This is a genomic window from Actinoplanes sp. L3-i22, assembly GCF_019704555.1.
Lineage (GTDB): Bacteria > Actinomycetota > Actinomycetes > Mycobacteriales > Micromonosporaceae > Actinoplanes.
This window is the reverse complement of sequence record NZ_AP024745.1, coordinates 7,491,263-7,510,419: the sequence shown is the minus strand read 5'-3', so window position 1 is coordinate 7,510,419 and position 19,157 is coordinate 7,491,263. Positions and strand designations below refer to the sequence as shown.

14 protein-coding genes are annotated in these 19,157 nt (G+C 70.4%); 5 read left to right on the top strand and 9 right to left on the bottom strand.

Annotated features, from left to right (window positions below):
- Positions 1 to 13: 13 nt before the first annotated feature.
- On the bottom strand, positions 14 to 415 hold the full coding sequence (locus tag L3i22_RS33855; RefSeq protein WP_221321555.1) for a hypothetical protein: 402 nt from the start codon (positions 413 to 415) through the stop codon (positions 14 to 16).
- A gap of 74 nt (positions 416 to 489) precedes the next feature.
- Between L3i22_RS33855 and L3i22_RS33850 the strand changes: the two genes are divergently transcribed.
- A complete protein-coding gene (locus L3i22_RS33850) occupies positions 490 to 1,950 on the top strand; it encodes an SMI1/KNR4 family protein (protein WP_221321554.1) in 1,461 nt (486 codons plus the stop codon).
- A 5-nt stretch (positions 1,951 to 1,955) separates the two neighbouring features.
- Here L3i22_RS33850 and L3i22_RS33845 read toward each other — a convergent pair whose 3' ends face one another.
- Together L3i22_RS33845 and L3i22_RS33840 are read right to left on the bottom strand one after the other, a co-directional pair.
- Positions 1,956 to 2,657 (bottom strand): hypothetical protein, encoded by a 702-nt coding sequence (locus L3i22_RS33845; protein WP_221321553.1) that lies wholly within the window; start codon positions 2,655 to 2,657, stop codon positions 1,956 to 1,958.
- Positions 2,654 to 3,529 carry a hypothetical protein gene (locus L3i22_RS33840; protein WP_221321552.1) on the bottom strand — a complete coding sequence of 292 codons (876 nt, stop codon included), beginning with the start codon at positions 3,527 to 3,529 and terminating at the stop codon, positions 2,654 to 2,656. The genes L3i22_RS33845 and L3i22_RS33840 overlap by 4 nt, the downstream gene beginning before the upstream one ends.
- A gap of 269 nt (positions 3,530 to 3,798) precedes the next feature.
- Here L3i22_RS33840 and L3i22_RS33835 point away from each other — a divergent pair, with 269 nt between their 5' ends.
- Entirely contained in the window at positions 3,799 to 5,664 is a 1,866-nt protein-coding gene (locus L3i22_RS33835; RefSeq protein ID WP_221321551.1) for a ricin-type beta-trefoil lectin domain protein, read from the top strand.
- A gap of 184 nt (positions 5,665 to 5,848) precedes the next feature.
- Here the strand turns inward: L3i22_RS33835 and L3i22_RS33830 are convergent, their stop codons facing one another.
- Positions 5,849 to 9,061, bottom strand: coding sequence for an NACHT domain-containing protein (locus tag L3i22_RS33830; RefSeq protein WP_221321550.1), 3,213 nt, complete (start codon positions 9,059 to 9,061; stop codon positions 5,849 to 5,851).
- Between the two features lie 76 nt (positions 9,062 to 9,137).
- Between L3i22_RS33830 and L3i22_RS33825 the strand changes: the two genes are divergently transcribed.
- Positions 9,138 to 10,100, top strand: a complete 963-nt coding sequence (locus L3i22_RS33825) for a hypothetical protein (RefSeq protein ID WP_221321549.1) — start codon at positions 9,138 to 9,140, stop codon at positions 10,098 to 10,100.
- 10 nt (positions 10,101 to 10,110) lie between these two features.
- On the opposite strand, the gene L3i22_RS33820 is transcribed toward L3i22_RS33825, so the two are convergent.
- The 3 genes from L3i22_RS33820 to L3i22_RS33810 all read right to left on the bottom strand — a co-directional run bounded on the left by L3i22_RS33820 (position 10,111) and on the right by L3i22_RS33810 (position 14,441).
- Positions 10,111 to 11,931 (bottom strand): ATP-binding protein, encoded by a 1,821-nt coding sequence (locus tag L3i22_RS33820; protein ID WP_221321548.1) that lies wholly within the window; start codon positions 11,929 to 11,931, stop codon positions 10,111 to 10,113.
- Between the two features lie 130 nt (positions 11,932 to 12,061).
- Positions 12,062 to 12,502 carry a hypothetical protein gene (locus L3i22_RS33815; protein ID WP_221321547.1) on the bottom strand — a complete coding sequence of 147 codons (441 nt, stop codon included), beginning with the start codon at positions 12,500 to 12,502 and terminating at the stop codon, positions 12,062 to 12,064.
- Positions 12,503 to 12,587: 85 nt separating this feature from the next.
- Positions 12,588 to 14,441 (bottom strand): AfsR/SARP family transcriptional regulator, encoded by a 1,854-nt coding sequence (locus L3i22_RS33810; RefSeq protein WP_221321546.1) that lies wholly within the window; start codon positions 14,439 to 14,441, stop codon positions 12,588 to 12,590.
- A 188-nt stretch (positions 14,442 to 14,629) separates the two neighbouring features.
- Here L3i22_RS33810 and L3i22_RS33805 point away from each other — a divergent pair, with 188 nt between their 5' ends.
- Positions 14,630 to 16,036, top strand: coding sequence for an FAD-binding oxidoreductase (locus tag L3i22_RS33805; RefSeq protein ID WP_221321545.1), 1,407 nt, complete (start codon positions 14,630 to 14,632; stop codon positions 16,034 to 16,036).
- A gap of 120 nt (positions 16,037 to 16,156) precedes the next feature.
- Positions 16,157 to 17,563 carry a hypothetical protein gene (locus L3i22_RS33800; RefSeq protein ID WP_221321544.1) on the top strand — a complete coding sequence of 469 codons (1,407 nt, stop codon included), beginning with the start codon at positions 16,157 to 16,159 and terminating at the stop codon, positions 17,561 to 17,563.
- A 4-nt stretch (positions 17,564 to 17,567) separates the two neighbouring features.
- Here L3i22_RS33800 and L3i22_RS33795 read toward each other — a convergent pair whose 3' ends face one another.
- Positions 17,568 to 18,137, bottom strand: coding sequence for a hypothetical protein (locus tag L3i22_RS33795; protein WP_221321543.1), 570 nt, complete (start codon positions 18,135 to 18,137; stop codon positions 17,568 to 17,570).
- Between the two features lie 44 nt (positions 18,138 to 18,181).
- Positions 18,182 to 19,153 (bottom strand): amidohydrolase family protein, encoded by a 972-nt coding sequence (locus L3i22_RS33790; protein WP_221321542.1) that lies wholly within the window; start codon positions 19,151 to 19,153, stop codon positions 18,182 to 18,184.
- Between the last annotated feature and the right edge of the window lie 4 nt (positions 19,154 to 19,157).

Below are 19,157 nucleotides of genomic sequence, written 5' to 3'. Positions count from 1 at the left end.
ACGCGCCCGCGCGTTATCGGCGAGCGCCACCCTCGCTGATCAGCGTGCCACCGAGCCCCGACCGCGTCGTCGGCTGGCCGACCAGTTCCACGAGCACGTCCTCGCGGTAGCCGTCGCCGAACACGGCGGTGACCGCGTCGGTGAACGCCGCGACGAGCCGCGCGGTGACCTCGGCCGCGTCCGGGCGCGCGAACACTTCCTCCCGCAGCCCGAAGGTGACCGAGGGCGCGGCCGTGGTCACCGGCACGCCGCCCCGGGCCCAGCGCCCGGCCGGGATGCCGATCAGCCGCACGTCGACCGAGGCGCGGGCCCACTCGCCGTACACCGAGACGACGGCGTCGGTCAGCCCGCCGATGATGCCCGGCTCGCGCCCGGCGAGATCGTCTTCGAGCGCGTAGAGCGTCACGTGCGGCATGGTCAAGCAGCGTAGAGCCGCCCGCCCGCGGCCGGAACCGAAATTCCCGGGACGGCGGCTGGCACAATCCCGGCGTGACCGAGATCGACGAGGCGCTGCACCGGCTGGGCCGGGCGTTCGTGGCGGGCCTGCGGGAGCCCGGCTACCAGCTGACCACCGTGCGTCCGGACGGCACCCGGAGCCAGACCTACACCATGGCGGGTGCGCCGGCCCTGCTCGGCCGGTGGAACACCCTCGACCTGAACGACGCCATGGCCGCACTGCCCGGCGTCGCCGGCGGTGGCCTGGTCGTCGAGATGATCGGCAGTCCGGACCGGACCTACACGATCCACTGGTCGCGGGACGTGCCGTCGCTGCCGGCCCGGATCGTCCTCGACGAGCGGTACCGCCTGCCCGGTCACGAGCTGCCGCCCGCCCGCGAACCCGGCGGCACCGACCCGGGCGGCACCGATCCGGCGGTGCTGGCCGAGGTCGAGCGCCTGGTCGGCGAGTTCGTGACCCGCCACCATCCGGACGGGTACGCGCCGGGCTGGTCCGAGGCGGAGATCCGGGACGCCGAGCAGCGACTCGGGGTGCGGCTGCCGGAGGATCTGCGGGCCCTCTACCGGCTGGTCCACGACGACAGCGGCGAGTCGGGGCTGCTCGACCCGTTCGTGCTCGTTCCACTCGACGTGCTCGTCGAGTGGAACCGGAAGAACCATCCGGGCTACCACGACGGCCCGTTCGACGACGCCGTGATCTACGACTGCGTCCCGGCCGGGCACGTCCGCCGGGTGTCGTCGAGCAGCGGCTGGATCACGTTCGCCCGCGACTACGGCATGAACTTCGCGGCCGTCGACCTCGATCCGGGGCCGCTGGGCCGGGTCGGGCAGGTCGTCACGCACGGGCGGGACGTGTGGGCGCCGGTCGCCTACGTCGCGGCCTCGGTCACCGACCTGCTCCGCCGCGCGATCGCGACCCTGGACGACGAGCGCCCGCAGCCGCCCGACCCGGAGGTCAGGGTCGACCGCCTCGCGGACGTGCCGGCGACGGCCCAGGGGGTGGTGCTGCGCACGGACGCTCCGGTCCGGCTCGCCGACCTCGCGCCGTTCGCCGGCCTTCGATCCGTGGTGATCCGCGCAACGGCCTCGACGGTCGACCTGACCGGTGCCGCCGGACTGCCGATCGAGCGCCTGCACGTGGCGGCGGCCGGCTGGACGCTCGGCGCGCTGCCGCCGACCGTCGTCGACCTCACGCTGAGCGGCAACGACCAGCCGGCGCCGGTCGCCGCCCTGGCCGGCCTGCCGAACCTGGCCCGGCTGGACCTGTCCGGGGCGGCGGTGCCGGACATCGGGGTGATTGCCGGCCTCCCCGCGCTGCGCGTGCTGACCCTCGACGGCCGCCAGTGGACGGATCTGCTGGCCACCGGCTGGCAGCCGGCCGGGCTGGCCGCCGCCGCGCTGGGTGGTTCCGCCGGGGTGGGCGACGCCGCGCGCTGGTCGCAGGCGCTCGGACGCGAGGGCGGTTTCCACACTCTCGAAGGCGGCCCGCGGTGATCCGGTCAGCAGTGCTCGGGGACGCTGTCGACGTTGGGGAGGTCGAGCATGATCTGGGTGGACGGGACGCGCAGGCCCTCCTGCGTCGCCACGTCGTAGAAGACGGTGATGCCGTCCGCCTTGCCGAGGTAGAGCAGGCACCGCCGCCGGCTCAGATCCGCCGGCCCCGGCTTGTCCGGTGACGTCCAGGCGACCGTGGCGGGGCTGGCCTGGACCGCGAGCACCGGGATCCGGACGGTGTGCAGCAGGTAGATGTTGCGCACCGTGATGCCGTTGCCGGCCTCGGTCCCGAACATCCAGGCGAGGATCGGCAGGCAGGTCAGCACCACGATCAGCGCGACGGCGCCGCACCGCTGGACGAGCCGGGCCAGCACGTCCCGCCGGGGCAGCGACACCATGGACTGCCACCGTCGCCCGGCCGCGTGGCGCAGGGCCCGGACACCCAGGTTGACCATGACCAGGGCCGCGGTCAGCAGCGCCACCAGCTCGACGGTGCCGACGAGCTGGGACGAGAGGATCTCCAGGTAGCCGTAGCCGACCTCTTCCGGGGTGGCCCGGAGCTGCTGATAGAAGAAGAAGTAGGCCAGCCGCAACGCCCCGAACAGCACGGCGCCGCCGACGGTGAGCAGCGGGATCGCATACTTCGCCAGCCAGTCCAGGGGCCTGGTGGGCGGCTCGGCGGCCCGTCGTCCCGGCCGCGCCGTCACCCGGCCCAAGGGTCGATCCGGAACTTGCTGCACTGCGGTTTGGTGAACCAGCACGCCAGCGCGTCGCCGGGCGACTCGACGAACGCGACCCGGGGACCGGGCTTGTCCGCCGAGGTCGCCGTCCAGGTCAGGACGCCCTCGCCGAATTGATCGGCGGTCACCTCCGGTAGGTCGTGGAGCAGGGGCCGCCGGTGCTCGCGCTCCTCGCCGTAGATGCTGGCGAAGATCGGTGCGCCGGGCCGGTATCCCGCCGCGGTGATGGTCAACGTTTCGCCGGGCCGCATCCGGTTCCCGTCGTCGTCGGCCGGCTCGGGGTAGGCGAACACCGCGTCCGGCGCGGTCGCGCGGCTGACGACCACCCGGCCGCCGCCGGTGACCGTGCCGTTCACCGTGACGACGAACGGATACGCGCCCGGGCGGGGGAACAGGGCGGCCGCCTCGACGGCATCCCAGGACCACGTCCGGTCACCCGGACCGCCGGTGTCGTCGCGACCGGGCCACCGGGTCGGGCCGAGGCCGGTGAACCGAAGCAGTGCCCGGTCACCGCGGGCGAAGCCCTCGCCGCACAACTCCAGGGCATCGAGGCGTTCGATGCGTACGGTGAGCGCGGTCTTTCCGGCGATCGGCCCGGAATAGGTGCAGGGGTCACCGTCGGCCGCGCTGGCGAACAGCCGCCACAGCAGCCACCGGTGCCGATGTCGCCGGCCCGCGTCGCCGGTCGTCACCGCCGACCGATGGTCCACTGCCGAGGGAGCGGGAGCCGCCGTCGCGGGTGCGGAGCGCGGCAGGTCGGCGGAGACCGCGGACGCGACACCCAGCACCGGGGTGACCGCGAGGGCGAGCAGGCCACGAACAGTGAGACGAACGACCATCGGCCATCAACTTTCCACTCGGCGGTGACCGCACTGTCAGGTAGCGCGATCACTATCCGCGATCCGTGCCGCATTCATGCCCGAATTGAGCCTACTGTCCACTTTTGTGTGATGGCCGCGGCGGAACGCCGTACGGCTGCGGTGTTTCAGGAATTTCTTGGGTTTGTTCCATCGGCCGGAGCTCAGATCATTGACTCGGTTCGATCAGGTGGCAAAGATTTCCGGCAAGTTTCTTTACGATTAGGACTCAGTCGAGAGGTCACCGCCGAATGACCCGTCCCCGTCTCGCCGGCCTGATGGCGGGCTTGCTCGCCACCGCCGGCCTGTTCGTCCCGCAGGCCGCCGCCCAGGCCGCCCCCGCCGCGAGTGTGCAGGCGTGGTTCAGCTCCGAGTCGCGCACCGCGGGCTACGAGCCGAAGAACGCCAACTGGTACACCAGCCCCGCCACCGGCCTGGCCGGCACCCCCTACCAGCTCAGCAGGCAGGCCGACATCGCCACCGCGGCGGCCGGCGGCACCGCCACGATCTCGGTCGACACCGGGCAGAAGTTCCAGACCGTGCTCGGCGTCGGGTCCTCGCTGGAGGAGTCGACGGTCTTCAACCTGGCCCGGATGAGCGCGACCGGCCGCACCAACGCCCTGCGCGCGCTGGTCGACCCGAGCGCCGGGGCGGGCTTCAACGTCGCCCGGATCACGTTCGGCACCAGCGACTTCACCTCGCACGACTTCTACACCTACGACGACGGCGCCGCCGATCCGTCGCTGTCGCGCTTCTCGATCCAGCGGGACATCGACTACAAGATCATCTCGACGCTGCGCGAGGCGCTGGCGATCAACCCGAACCTGAAGATCTTCGCGAGTGCGTGGTCGGCGCCGCCGTGGATGAAGACCAGCAACGCGATCATCACCGGCAGCCTGCTCGACCAGCACGTGCCCACCCTGGCGACCTACTACCGCAAGGCGATCCAGGCGTACGCCGCGCAGGGCATCCCGATCTACGGCCTGACCCTGCAGAACGAGCCGCTGTTCGAGCCCGCCGACTACCCGGGCATGAAGGTCTCCGCCGACCAGGAACGGCGTCTGGCGATCGCGCTGCGCACCGAGCTGACGAACAACGGGCTCGGGGCGACCAAGATCTGGGCGTTCGACCACAACTTCAGCGAGGGTGTCTCGTACACCCAGGGGGTGCTGACCAGCGACGCGCGGGCCTCGGTCGACGGGATCGCGTTCCACGACTACGCCGGTGACCCGTCCGCGATGGCGACCGTCAAGGCGCAGTTCCCGGAGAAGGACGTGCTGATGACCGAGCGCTCGGTCTGGGGCACCTCGGGCGCCGACCGGGTCGTCCAGTACTTCCGCAACCAGGCCACCCTCTACGAGGGCTGGGTCTCGATGCTCGACCAGAACCGCTCGCCGGAGCGCTGGAGCGGCTCGCCCGACCCGACCATGCTGGTGCAGAGCGCGTCGAACCCGGACACGTTCTGGAAGACCCCGGACTACAACATGATCGCCCAGTTCTCCAAGTTCGTGCAGGCCGGCGCGAAGCGCGTCGCCACCGGCTACGGCTCGACCGGCACGGTCACCGACGTCTCCTTCGTGAACCCGGACAACTCGCTGGTCACCGTCGTGGTCAACCAGACCGCGGGGAACCAGACCTTCACCCTGCGGGCCGGCACGCGACAGTTCACCAGCACCTTGCCGGCGAAGACCACCGGGACGTACGTGTGGGCCGGCGCCGGCGACGCGGGCACCACCCCGTCCCGCTCGGGCCCGATCACCGGCCTCGGCGGCAAGTGCGTCGACGTCCCGAGCGCGTCCACCACCAACGGCACCCAGGTGCAACTCTGGACCTGCAACGCCTCCACGGCGCAGACCTGGACGATCGGTTCGGACAACACGGTCCGCGCGCTCGGCAAGTGCCTCGACGTGAACGCCGCGTCCACCACCAACGGCACCAAGGTCCAGATCTACGACTGCAACGGCAGCGCGGCCCAGCAGTGGACCGCGGGCACCGACGGCACCCTGCGCTCGCTGGGCAAGTGCCTCGACGCCACCGGCCCGTCCTCGGCCGACGGCACGAAGCTGCAGCTCTGGGACTGCTTCGCCGGCGACAACCAGCGCTGGGTCCTGCCGTAACCGACCCGTCCGGCGCCGCCCAGCTGTGACCCAGCGGGCGGCTCCGGATCGTCTGAGGCTCGTCTGTCACCCACCCATGTCGCCAAATGCAACTTTGTCGACATGATGAGCGTGCCTGCAGCGGAGTTGCTCTGAGTAATAGCGCAGATGGTTGCACTCAGATAGAAAAGCCTCGCAGAAGAGTTCAGCTCGATCGAGTGTCGTCCGTCATTGCCATAGCGATCTCCAGATCGAATCCCTCAATAGTCAACTCGATCCCCCGCCGAGCGAGTCGTTCAAGGTCATCGGACCAGGCCAGCTGGTGTTTGCCTGTGATCTTTACGATGGACAGCTTGGTCATGGTCAGCAGCTCGTCAATGTTGGCCAAGCGGTTAAGATCGCCCAGTTCAATCTTTTTGAGTTGAGGTGCGTTGGTAAGGGCTGAAAGGGTGGACAGAGCCGAGACGTTTGAAATAATGAGGTTCTCGAGATGTGGCGCAGCGTTGAGGATGTGGATTAGCAAGTCCATGTTGTCGGCGCGATGCCAATGGAGACTTTTCAGATGCGGCAGGCCAAAGATGATCTTTTTTGGCGTGTAGATCATTCCGTCGACCCAGAGCGTGGATAGGCGCGTCGCCTCCACGCCTCGAAGGTCGCAATCGAATTCGCCTGAGAGTTCGAGGTTTGTCAGGTGGGGAAGTGACGGCCATAAATCAGGAGAGATGCGGCAAAAAGTGGAGTTCACCCCGAGGATCTGAAGCTGCGTGATGCCCCCAGCCATCCCTCCCAGGTTTCTAAGGCCTCCTAGATACGCGCTGTGCAGATTTGGCATGGTCCACAGAAATCCGCCTGCCTTGGCGCGTGGATCATGGAGGATATTCAAATTCCCAGCTGAGAGACTCCGGATGGGCGTGCTGCGGCAGTTATCGACGAAGGACTCCTCCGGAACCTCGACATCACACGCCCATACGAAATTTTCGTGTAGACCTCTGAGGTGGGGAAGCAGAGTCGAGCTCCGTAGAACGATGTTCTGTGGTTCCGGTGGTGCGAGATCCCGGAGCACCATGTTGGCGAAGGCTTCCGGGTCGAACCACGACCACACCGTGACCAGTGATTCGATGGCTTCGATGCGCCGTTCGGCAGCCATTGACCCGAGCACGGCGAGTGCCTCCGGTGTTCCGATTTCGCCGAGCGTCCGGATGGACATGCGTAGTACCGGATCCGGCAGATCCGGCCGCGCGAGTGCGGACCGGAGATACGGCAGCACGCTGTTACCTGCCGATGCGCAGGCGCGAGCATCCTGCTCGTCGGTCGGCGGCACTACGCCTGCGATCGCCGAAAGGATTCGGGATCGTGAACTTTGCGGCAGAATGGTAGCGGTATCGAGGAACCCGGCGCACGTGGCAGTGAGTATTCGCCGATTGTTCCTCCAATCGTCCGTGGCCGACTCCACCATCGTCAGTACGGCCTCGACCAGCGCCGCAACCTGACGATCGATGCCGATCCCCGCAGCTAGGACAACCGCTTCGTTCCAATTCGCCTGGAGCACGTGTGCGGCTAGCATCTCGATTCGGTCGTGGCGTACCAACGAGCGCGCGGCCAGGTATTCAAGGAAGGTGCGGTGCACAAAGTCGATGCGTTTCTCGCTCGGCGCGCGCAGTACGCCCGATCGGGCGAGGAGGTGCTGAAGGATGTCCGTTGCTGTCGCATCACCGAACCGGTGGGCGAGCGGGCTGCGTGCGATCACTTCCTCTACGCGGCGCATGGGTGCTTCGGAGAGGCCGTTGGTGAGTAGGAAGTCTGCTACGTCCTCCAGAACCAGCCGCTTCTCCGTCGGCGTGAGTCGTACCTCGTCTACCTCGACCCGTTTGTGCGCGTCGCGCTCTCCGAGCAACAGATTAAGCAGCGTGTCGTAGATTTCGATCCGGTTCGCCGGAAGTACGCCCCGCTTGAGATGGAAGAGCGCACACAACACCGCACACAACAAGGGGGAAGACGCGAGCAACCGATACTCCCGTGCATTGGACACGATTCCGGCGACCTTGGCTGCTTGGCCCTCGATGGCTGAGCGTTCGGCGCCGGTCATCTGGGAGGCTATGGCTGTGTGCCAGTGCAGCACGAAGCTGCGGATCTGTTCACGGTCGAGCGGTAGAACGTCAGCAACGGCTACCTTACCGAAGCGAAGCCGTTTGAGCTCGCCCAGCGAAGTCCACGCGGTCGGCCGTGATGTGACGACCACTAATATACGGCGGCGGAATCGCTGGAAGCCCTCGAGCCAGTCGATCAGGTCTCGCTGGCGGTTCCTGGGCAGCTCGTCCAGGCCGTCGACTAGTAGAAGTGCTTCGCCCTCCTGAAAGGACTCTGCGCTCCAGGCGCGTGGTTCTGCCGCGAGATTGCTGCGGGTGGTGACCGCGGCCAATTCCTCGATCCGCGGGAACGGACTATCGGCGTAGTTGCGTAGCTTAACTACGAAGGGCATGTGGCCGTTGAGGTGTTCCAGGTCGCCGACCAGTGTCTGGCGTGCCACGTTCGTGGCCAGCCATTGAAGGATCGTGGTCTTCCCGGCGCCGGCTGAGCCTCGCAGGATGGCGAGTCCGTGCTTAGGAAGGATCTTGGCAAGGTCGCTTGGCCCGGTGGTCGCGGTATGCCAGGACGGCACCTCCAGCCGTAGCGAGAGATATGCCGTCGTTAGCGAATAGCGCCGGAGGTCACGGATCAGATCCACGCCGTACAGATCCAGCCGGTCGTAATCGTTGGCTACCGCACGTCGGTAGTCGACGGTGAACTCGTCCACCTCCCGCTGGCGATCTGAGCGGCGGTCCTCGCCGTCGCGGTCGGCGATTCGGGCCGGCAGATCGTTGAGCGAGCGCTCGACCGAGTCCAGTAGTTCGCGCATTTCATTCGATCGGGTGAGCAAGCTGGTCAACGCTGTTGCTGTCAGGCTCGGATGACGGCGGGCGAGATCGACGACCTCGTAGCAACTCTCCCGGAGCAGGGCGTACGCCAATCGATCTGCGTCACCGCCGAGTTGGGTGGCCTGTTCCCGGAACTCACTGTGCGCGAGAGTGTGCTGTTCAAGCGCTCGTACCTGGACGTCACTCCGGACCACCGTGGTTAGGTCGGCCGTGCCGGCCTGCGCCAATGCCTGTGACACCACCTGCGCGGATGCCGCAACATCCCCCTCGCTGACGTTCCGGAACTCCACCTGGATGAACTGGGCAAGGCGCTTCACGACGCGGTCGGAGATGTGCTCCAGGTTGCGGCCGATCTCGCGACGGTCGCCGTCATCCTTGACCGAGGTCAGCAGCTCGTCAAAGTCCTTGATGGAGTCGGCTAGGTCGCTCGCTGATGGCTCTTGCAACCTCAGCAGGATCCGGACCAGGGGAAGCCCAAGAGCGAGAAGCGGCGTGATGCTCACCCCTGACATTCTGTCAGGCCGTTCAACCACCACAACGACCGAATCTGACTGGTGGTCGCGTGGTGTCTAGTGCGCGATGAGCATGGCGGCCGTCGTGGAGGTCGTCCGGCTCGGCGGCGACGCGGACTTCGCGCACTCCATGGCGGCGGACGCGATCGGGCGGCTGACCCCGAACGAAGTCTCCCGGTTCGCCGAATCGGCGGCGGCGCTCGTGGCGGTCGAGATCCGGACCGGTCACCCGGCCCAGCTGCGGAGCGTGGAACAGCTGCTGAGCCCGATCCAGCGGGCGCTGTTCCACGGCGCGCTGGCCGAACGGATCGACGCGGGTCACGCGCGGGTCGCCCTGCGCCTGCTGGAGGGCATCGACGTACCGGAGCAACAGGCTCTTGTCCTTGTCCGGCTGGCCGAGGCGGCTGCCGCGCACGGTGACACCGGCCGGGCCGTCGACATGATGACCGAGGTGAGTGGGTGGATGCGGGACGAGGAGGACGCCTACTGGTTCCCGCCGGTGCTGGAGCGCGGCATGCGGGCGCTGCTCAAGGCCGGCGCGCCGGAGCGGGCGGAGGAGCTGTTCGAGGCGGACACCCTGCTGTCCGGCGGGCCGGATCCGCAGATGCGGGCGCTGCTGGCGGCCGGTCTCGCCGAGGCCGGGCACCTCGACCGGGCCGAGCGGGTGGCCGACGGGATCGAGGACCGGTCCTGGGCGCGGAGCCCGCAGATCCGGCTGGCGCCGACCCACGTCGACCACCGTGACCAGGCGCTGCTGTCGGTGGTGGCGGCGCACGCCGAGGCCGGTTCGCGCCCGGAGCAGATCCTGGCCATCGCGGAGCGCATCCACAGCCCGGTGGAACGCGCGGCCGCGTTCACCGCTGTCGCGCGGGCGCTGGCGAAGGACCGTCGGCCGGTGCGGGCACGACGGGTGCTGGCGCGGGCTTTCGCCCAGGGCGACTGGGCGGTTCCGCTGTACGGGCTGGCGGAGGTCGCTCCGGACGTGGCCCGCGAGGTGCTCGCCGGTCTGATCGACCGGCCGGCCGGCTGACCGGGTGCGGTCAGCTCGTGGACGTGGCGAAGGCGGACAGCGCGAAGGGGGACGTGTCCGGGTCGGCGGGCTGGTGGGTGGGCAGGGTGATGGTGATCCGGGTGCCGGTGCCCGCCGGGTTGGTGTGGGCGGTGATGGTGCCGTGGTGGCGGGTCACGACCCGCTCGCAGATGGCCAGGCCCAGGCCGGTGCCGGCGTAGGACTGGCCGGCGTGCGCGCGGTGGAACGCGGTGAAGACGTCGGCCTGCTGGTCGGCGGGGATGCCGATGCCGCGGTCGTCGATGTGCAGCCGCACGGTCGCCTCTGGGCCGGCGTCGTCGGCCCAGACGTGGATGCGTGCCGGCTCGCCCGGCGGGGTGTACTTGATCGCGTTGCCGATCAGGTTGTCCAGCAGCTGGCGGAGCATGACCCGGTCGGCGTCGACCTCGGGCAGCGGGTCGACCCGGATCCGCGGTGGCAGCGCAGCGCCCGCGACGCGGTCCGCGCTGACCTGCGTGACCAGGTCGTTCAGGTCGGTCGCCCGCAGGTGCAGGGGCTTGTCGCGGGCGGTGGCGTAGCCGAGCAGGTCGTCGATCAGCTGGCCCATCCGGTCGACGTTGCGGGCGATCCGCTGGCACAGCGTGTGCACCTCGTCGAGGTCCGGCGCCTGGCCGGGGCCGAACTCGTCGGCGAACAGCTCCAGGTAGCCGCGGACGCCGGCCAGCGGGGCCTTCAGGTCGTGGGCGACCACCCCGGCGAAGGTGGCGAGCTCCGCCTCCCGCTCGCGCAGGATGGTGACGTCGTACCCGGACGCCACCGCGCCGATGATCGTGCCGCCGGTGCCGATCAGCGGACAGGCGTCGACCATCACCGCCCGGCCGCGCCGGCCGGTCCGGTGCAGCGTCATCTCCTGGTGCACGACGATCTCCCCGGCCAGCGCCCGGGCCAGCGGATGCCGTGGATCGCCCTCGTGCAGCCCGGCCAGGTCGTCGACGTGCCGGGGCGGGTCCGCGGCCTGGGTGGTGTCCCGGGCGACCCGGTTCCGGAAGACCAGGACACCGTCGTTGTCGCAGCTGACCACGGCGGTGCCCAGGGTGTCGAGGACCTGCTCGACGTAGTCCCGGGCGGCGCGCAGGCCGGCCTCGGCGGCGTCGGTGGCGTCGAGGGCCCCGTTCAGGGTGGTGGTGAACTGCCGTACCTCGACCGGGCCGAGGACCGGCGCCCGGGCCGTCCGGTCACCGTCGGTGAGCCGGCGCAGGACCGTGCCCAGCGCCTGCAGCGGGGAGAGCAGCAACCGGCTGGTCCGGACCGCGGTGAGCAGGGCCAGCCCGACCGCGGCCAGGCTCAGCAGGCCGATGCCGGCCTGGGCCCAGGCGGTGATCTGCCGGATGTGCCGGGACGTCCGGTGCTGATCGGCGCGCAGGGCCGCGGCGACGGCGGCGTTGGCCCGCCGCACCGTGTCGAACATCGCCTTGCCCACCGAGCTGTCCGGGACGGCCTCCTGGCGGCCGGGCACCGCGTCCGCGATCCGGGCGGCGAACCCGGTCAGCCAGGACTGCGCCGCCGCCTGCTGGTCGGCCAGCAGCTGCCGGGTCGTGCCCTGGGCCGCGACGGCGGCGCTGCGCAGGGCGTCCGGCAGAGCCGCCACACCGGCGCGGTACGGGTCCAGGAAGCGGCGGTCGCCGGTGAGCTGGTAGCCGCGGACCCCGGTCTCGGCGTCGGTGAGCGTCTGCAGCACCTGCTGGTTGGCCAGTTCCGCGGTCCGGATCCGGGTGAACTCGCTCTGGTAGCGGGCCATGGTGGCCTGACCGGACACCAGCTGCAGAATGCCCGTGACGGACAGGATCAGCACCAGCCAAGCGAACTGGCGTCGAAGAGAGCTCGCCAACGGCCTCGGCACGGTGCCCCCTCACGTCTTCGCCCGACAGTAGCGATTCGCCGCCGCCATATCCGGGAAAACGAGAGGTGACCTGCCCCGACGGTCAGCGGCAGGCGCCGTACTCGGGGTGGAAGTGCTTGATGACGTCGGCCGGGACGTCGGTGCAGATGTCGTCGCTGGTGTTGCTGGCGATCATGGTCCAGGAGCCGTCGGCGAAGTGGAAGACGGCCGGCTCGTCGTCGGCGACGGTTCCGGGGCGGGTGCCGATCGCGTAGCTCTGGTAGCAGACGATGTCGTCGAGCTTGGTGGCGGCGCCCGTGCCGCCGGTCTTCTTGTTCACCGCTTTCAGCAGGTCGGCCTCCGCGGCCGGACACGCGGCGGCGCCGGGCGGGCCGGTGGGCGCGCTGGAGACCGCGGGCACGGCGGCGGTGGCGGTGGGCGTGGTGGTCGCGCCGGCGACCGGTGCGGCGTCGTCACCGCAGGCCGCGGCACCGAGGACGAGACCGGCGCCGGCGGCCAGCAGGGCGAGGTTACGTGCGTACATGATGGATCCTCCGTAGGTCGTTCGCTGTGGTGGACCTAAACCTAGGGGAACGCGAGACAGCGAAGATCACGGATTCGTGCCAGGCCTAGACCGCCCGCAGGGACCGCTTCGGGAGCGAGGCCGGGATCGGCCTGCCCAGCCGGCCGAGCACCGCTTCGCGGTAGGCGACGGTGTGCGCCGCGATCGCCTTGCGCCGGGCGAACCAGCGGACGATGTCCAGGTAGCGGTAGCGCTGGTAGCCGGTCGGCTCGACCAGGTGGGCGTCGACCATCGTCTCCATCAGCCGCTCGGCCTCGGTCTCCGGCAGGTCCAGCAGGCGGGCCGCGGTGTCGATCGTGACCTCGTCGTCGTCCACGAGCGCGACCAGGCCGAACGCGACCGCGGCGAGCGGATCGGCGACCTGCAGCGTGGCGAGGTCCCGCTCGAACGGCGCCTCGACGCGGATGCAGTCCTCGTGCACCGCGACCGGCTGGCGCATCTCCACCCGCAGCCGCTCGCCGATCGACGCGACCGACCACGCGGGCCGGGCGGCCAGGCGGGCGGCGCCGAGGCGGACCGCGAGCGGCAGGTGGGAGCAGGCCGCGGCGAACTGCAGGGCGGCCTGATACTCGGTGTCGACCCGCTCGCGGCCGGCCACCCGGCGGAACAGCTCGACCGACTCCTCCGGCTCGAACGGCGACAGCGAGACCCACTGGGTGACCGGCAGCTCGGGGATGCGCGCGCCGCCGGTGAGCAGCACGGCGCTGCCGGTGCCGGCCGGCAGCAGCGGGCGCACCTGCTCCCGGGTCTGCGCGTGGTCGAGCAGCAGGAGCAGGCGGCGGCCGCAGGTGACGGTGCGCCACAGCGCCGACCGTTCGGCCAGGTCCTCCGGGATGTCGGCGGACGCCACCCCGAACGCCCGCAGGAAGCCGGTCAGCACCACCCCGGCGTCGGCCGGACGGTTCCGCTCGCCGCGCAGGTCGGCGTAGAGCTGGCCGTCCGGGAAGTCGGGCCGGATGCGGTGGGCGACGTGCAGGGCCAGCGCGCTGGTGCCGATGCCGCCGAGCCCGACGATGCCGACCAGCGGCGCGCCGGGCAGGTCCGTCACGAGCACGCCGGTGAGCTGCTCGATCAGGTCCGTACGCCCGACGAAGTCCTTGATCGCCAGCGGCAGCTGCTCCGGCACGGTGGCCGGCGGCTGGTCCCAGACCGGTGCGGCCAGCGCCGGGACCGCCTCGCCGGTCAGGATCCGCTGGTGGACGTCGCGCAGCGCGGCGCCCGGGTCGAGCCCGAGCTCGTCGGCGAGCCGGGTCCGGATCCGCTGGTACTCGGTGATCGCCGCGGCCTGCCGGCCGGTGCGGTACAGGCCGAGCATCAGCAGCCCGCTCAGGCCCTCGTCGAGCGGGTGCTTCTCGGTCAGCGCGGTCAGCTCGGTGACCGCCGTGCCGGCCCGGTCGGTGCCGATGTCCAGGGCGAGCCGCTCCTCGGTGGCCGTGTGCCGGTCCCGTTCGAGCCGGACGCGCTGGGCGGCCGCGTACGCGCCGGGCACGTCGGCCAGGGCGGACCCGTGCCAGAGGCGTTCCGCCCGGTGGAACGCCCGGGCCGCGGCGCCGTGGTCGCCGCTGTCCCGCGCGGTCCGGGCCCGGGTCACCGCGGCCGTGAACGCGGTCAGGTCCAGCGCGGTGGGCTCCAGACGCATGCGGTATCCGCCGTTGACCGTTTCGATGACGTCCGTACCGAAAATTTGTCGTAATCGGGAAATGTAGGTGCGTAACGTCAGCGTGGCGGTGCGCGGGGGATCGCCGTCCCACACCGCGTCGATCAGCGCGTCGAGGGTCGCCTGGCGGCCCTCCCGCAGCGCCAGGACGCTCACCACGACCCGCTGCTGCGGGGCGCCGAGGTCGAGCTCGTCGTCGCCCCGCCAGGCGCGCACCGGGCCGAGTACCGAGATCCGCAGCATCGTCTTCCTCAATCCTTCGTCGTGACCGGTCTGGTGCAACAACCATTCAAGCTGGCGTGTTTCCTCGCTCGCCACCGGCCTGACCAGGGCATCTACGTTTCGCCAAACCTTCGTCGACGTTGCGGCCGCTCAATGGGTGAGCTGCCCGGCACCCGCCGGGCCGCGTACTTCCGGAAAGGCCGTTTCTCGTGAGCACACTCCACTCTCCCGGCGTCTCCTCCGCGGACGACCTCGTCGCGCTGCGGGCGGGCGTCGCCGGCCCCGTCCTCGTGTCCGGGGACGAGGGTTACGCCGACGAGATCGCCACCTACAACCTCACCGTCGTGCACCAGCCGGCGGTCGTCGTCGGCGCCACCAGTGTGGCCGACGTCCAGGCGGCGGTCCGCTTCGCCGCCGCCCGTCAGCTGCCGGTCTCGGTCCTCGGCGCCGGGCACGGCAGCTCGGTGTCCTCGGCCGGCTCGGTGATGATCACGACCCGGCGGCTGACCGGCCTGACCATCGACGCCGGCGCGATGACCGCGCGGGTCGAGGCCGGCGTGCGCTGGGCCGAGTTCATCGAGCAGGCCGGCAAGCTCGGCGTGGCCGGGCTCAACGGCTCGTCGCCGACCGTCACGGTGGTCAGCTACACCCTCGGGGGTGGCCTGGGCCCGTTCGGCCGCAAGCACGGCTACGCCGCCGACCACGTCACCGCGCTGGACGTGGTGACCGCGGACGGCGAGCTGCGGCACGTCACCGCGGCGAGCGAGCCGGACCTGTTCTGGGCGCTGCGTGGCGCCAAGGGCAACTTCGGTGTGGTGGTCGCCGTCGAGTTCACCGTCTTCCCGATCGCCGCGTTCTACGGCGGCGGCATCTTCTTCCCGGGCGAGCTGGCCGGGGACGTGCTGCACCTGTTCCGCGAGTGGGTGAAGACCGTGCCGGAGGAGATGACCGCGTCGGTCGGCCTGCTGCACCTGCCGCCGGCGCCGTTCGTGCCCGAGCCGCTGCGCGACCGACTCGTCGCCCACCTGCGGATCGCGTACCTCGGTGGCCCGTCCGACGGCGCCCTGCTGGTCGAGCCGTTCCGCAAACTCGGCACGCCGATCATCGACGCGGTCGGGCCGATGCCGTACGCGGCGGTGGCCGCGGTGCACAACGACCCGGTCGACCCGCTGCCCACCTACGAGAGCGCGACGCTGCTGTCCGAGCTGCCGGCCGAGGCGGTCGACACGATCCTGCGGCACGCCGGGCCGGGCGCCGAGTCGCCGCTGATCCTGGCCGAGGTGCGGCACCTGGGCGGGGCGCTGAGCCGCGCGCCCGAGGTGCCGAACGCGGTCGGCAACCGGGACGCGACGCAGTTCAACGTGTTCCTGGTGGCGGCCGGTGGGCCGCCGGACGCCGAGCCGCTGCACGCGTACCAGCAGAAGCTGATCGACGACCTGGGGCCGTGGACGACCGGGCGCCGGTACCTGAACTTCATGTTCGAGCGGGACGCCGACCCGAAGACGGCCGCGCTCGCCTACGCGCCGGAGGCCTACCAGCGGCTGACCGAGATCAAGCGCCGCTTCGACCCGGCCAACCTGTTCCGGATCAACCACAACATCCCGCCGGCGAGCTGATCCGAACCGGACTCCCGGGGCGTGCGGTGACCCCCGCCGCACGTCCCGGGCGCATGCTCTTCATTCCCTGTTAGACAATCAGATCATCGACGTACGGCGATGGCTTCTACCGTCTCGGCCATGACCGACTCCCGGGTAAAAGGGCGACTCACGGTGGCCGTGGCGACCGCCGTGACGCTTCTCGCCGCCGTTCCGCACCTCGCGCACGCCGCCTCCGGTGACGACCTGCCGTTCGCCTCGGCGGTGTTCCGGGCCACCCACAACTCCTATTCGGGCAACGTGGCCGGGGCGCGCGGCTCGATCACGCAGCAGCTCGACGCGGGCGTGCGCTTCCTGGAACTCGACGTGTGGAGCGGCGACTACGCGAGCGCCGGCGACTATCGGATCGGGCACGCCAAGGCCGGGGATCAGGTCGATCATTCGAACGGGAATCCGGCCGGGGATCAGCTGCGGGCCTGGCTGACGACCGTGAACACCTGGTCGGAGGCGCATCCGGCGGCGGCGCCGATCACGGTGCTGCTCGACCTGAAGGACGACGTGACGGGGCGGACGTCGTACGCGAACGGGAATTTCGTTTCTATGAATGCCGAGCTCGGGGACGTTTTCGGCGATCGTCTGGTGCGCAGCCAGGACACCGCCGCCCAGCTCGGGCCGGTGGCCGCGCTGCGCGGGCGGGTGCTGACCGTGCTGTCCGGGAACGCGACGGCCCGGGTCGGCTACAAGCAGGACAACGGCAGCAATCCGGCGGTGGCGGTCAACGGGCGCGGGCAGGTCGTCGAGGTGCACGACAACGGTTCCGGCGTGCTCTGGTACTGGACCGGTGTCTATCAGTCCGACGGCAGTCTGACCTGGCGGCGGCACGGGAGATACGACACCGGAAAGGCTCCGGCGGTGGCGCTCAACAACGACGGCACGGTCGTCGAAGTGCACCAGGCGCCCAGCGGGAACGCGTTGTGGTCGCGCGTCGGACGCCTCGACGACGCCGGTGAGATCACCTGGTCGGCGTCCGCGAAGTACGACACCGGCGTGCTGCCGACCATCGCGTTCACCGATCCGGACGGCACCGCGATCCGGGAGATCCACCGCAGTCAGAGCAGCACGCAGAACTGGGACTGGAAAGGCACCGCCGGCGCCACCTCGATCACCTGGGGCGCGCACGCGACGACCTCCGACGCTCGATTCCCGACCACCACGGCGACGTCGGGCGGCCGATCGGTAACGGTCACCGGGGGCACGCTGAGCGCGGCGACCGACCGGGTGGCGGCGGCCCCGATCCGGCTGCCGCAGCTGGCGTTCGTGGAGTACCAGGCCGGGGACAGCGCGACGCTCAAGTCGGGGTCGCTGTTCTGGGCGGCCACGGCGTCGAACAAGTCGTTCGTGCTCTCCGGGCGGGCGGCCGGGGTGAGCGTGCGCGGCTGGGACTTCGACTCGGCCGGCCTGGCCACGGTCCCGCTCGCCAACTTCCCGGCGACGAACACGCCGGACGCCGCCTGGTACCGGACGCTGACGGCCGACGCGGTGGCGTAGGCGCTTACTGGTCCACGTTGTAGACGCCGTCGGGCTGCTTGCGGGCGTGGGTGACGAAGCCGCGGACCCGCTTGACGTCCGGGATGTCCCACAGGACCGGGGTCAGCGACCACTCGCCCGGCATCCGGCGGGTCCGGAGCAGCTCGCGGCGGCTGAAGAAGGCGTCCAGGGCGGTCGGGAACGCGCCGAACGCGAGGCTGCCGGACCCGTCCGGCTCCACCTCGATCACCGGCGGCGGCAGCGTGTTGAGGTCGACCGCCATCGTCCAGTTGCCGTTCCAGCCACTGCGGATGATCAGCCGGTGCGTGGTGACGGTGAAGCGGGCGGTCCGGAACGCGACCGCCCGCTGGACGAAGGGGAAGCCGGCGTTGCCCACGCCCAGCAGCACCAGCGCCACCCCGAGCACGATGCCGCCGGACGAGCCGCGGGCCGCGATGTAGACGCCCCCGAACCCGGCGAAAGCCAGCATCGCCAGGTCGATCGGGACGCGCACGATGTCGGTCGGCCGGGACAGCCGGCGGCGCACCGGCCGGCCCTCCCAGACGACGCGCTCCTCCACCGGATTGATCTGCACACCCTGCATCATCGCCCCGGTGCGCCAGCACCCGCGAGCGACGGTCAGAGAGTGATTCCGAAAAGGGCACAGGCATTGCCGTACGCGAAATCGGCCTTTTGTTTTTCGGTCGGGAAATGGTCGAGGAACGTGGCGATGTCGGCGCGGCCGGGGTGCTGGAACGGGTAGTCGGTCGAGAAGATCAGCCGGTCCGGAGTGGTCACCGCGAGCGCGTGCCGCAGCAGCGCCGGGTTGAGCATGCCGGACGTGGTGATGTGGAAGTTGGTGCGCAGGTAGTCGGAGACCTTCCGGGGCAGGCCGGCCACCCGCGACAGGCTGTCCGCGCGGTCGAGCCAGAACAGCAGCATCTCGCCCCAGTGCCCGAGCACGACCCGCAGGTCCGGATGCCGGTCGAAGGTGCCGCGCAGGATCAGGCGCAGGGCGGCCGTCGCGGCGTCGAGGTGCCAGCCCCAGCCGAACGTCGCCAGCGCGAGGTCGGTCAGCGGGCCGAACCCGCGGTAGGACGCGTCGCGCACCGCGGGCGAGGGCAGCTGCGGGTGCAGGAACACCGGTTGCCCGAGCCGGGCCGCGGCGGCGAAGAAGTCCTCGTAGGCCGGATCGTCGAGGAAGCGGTCGCCGCTGCGGCCGTAGACCATCGTGCCGACGTGGCCCAGGCCGGCCGCGCGCTCCAGCTCGGCGGCGACCGCCTCGGGCGCGGACATCGGCAGCGTCGACAACGCGCGGAACCGGGTCGGGTGCGCGGCGACGGCGGACGCGGCCAGGTCGTTGGCGGCGCGACTGAGCCGGACGGCCTGGCCGGGGTCGAGCGGCTGGGTGCCCGGCGGGGTCAGCGCGAGCACCGACAGGTCGATGCCCTGGGCGTCCATCGCCGCGAGCCGGCCGGCGCCGAGGTCCCGCAGCCGCTCCTGGTGGTCGCCGAGGTCGTTGAAGGCGAGGCTGTCGTCGTCCGCTCCGGCTTCGAGGGCGGACGTCAGCTCCGGCATGATCCAGTGCTCTTCGATGGCGATGAGAGTCATGACT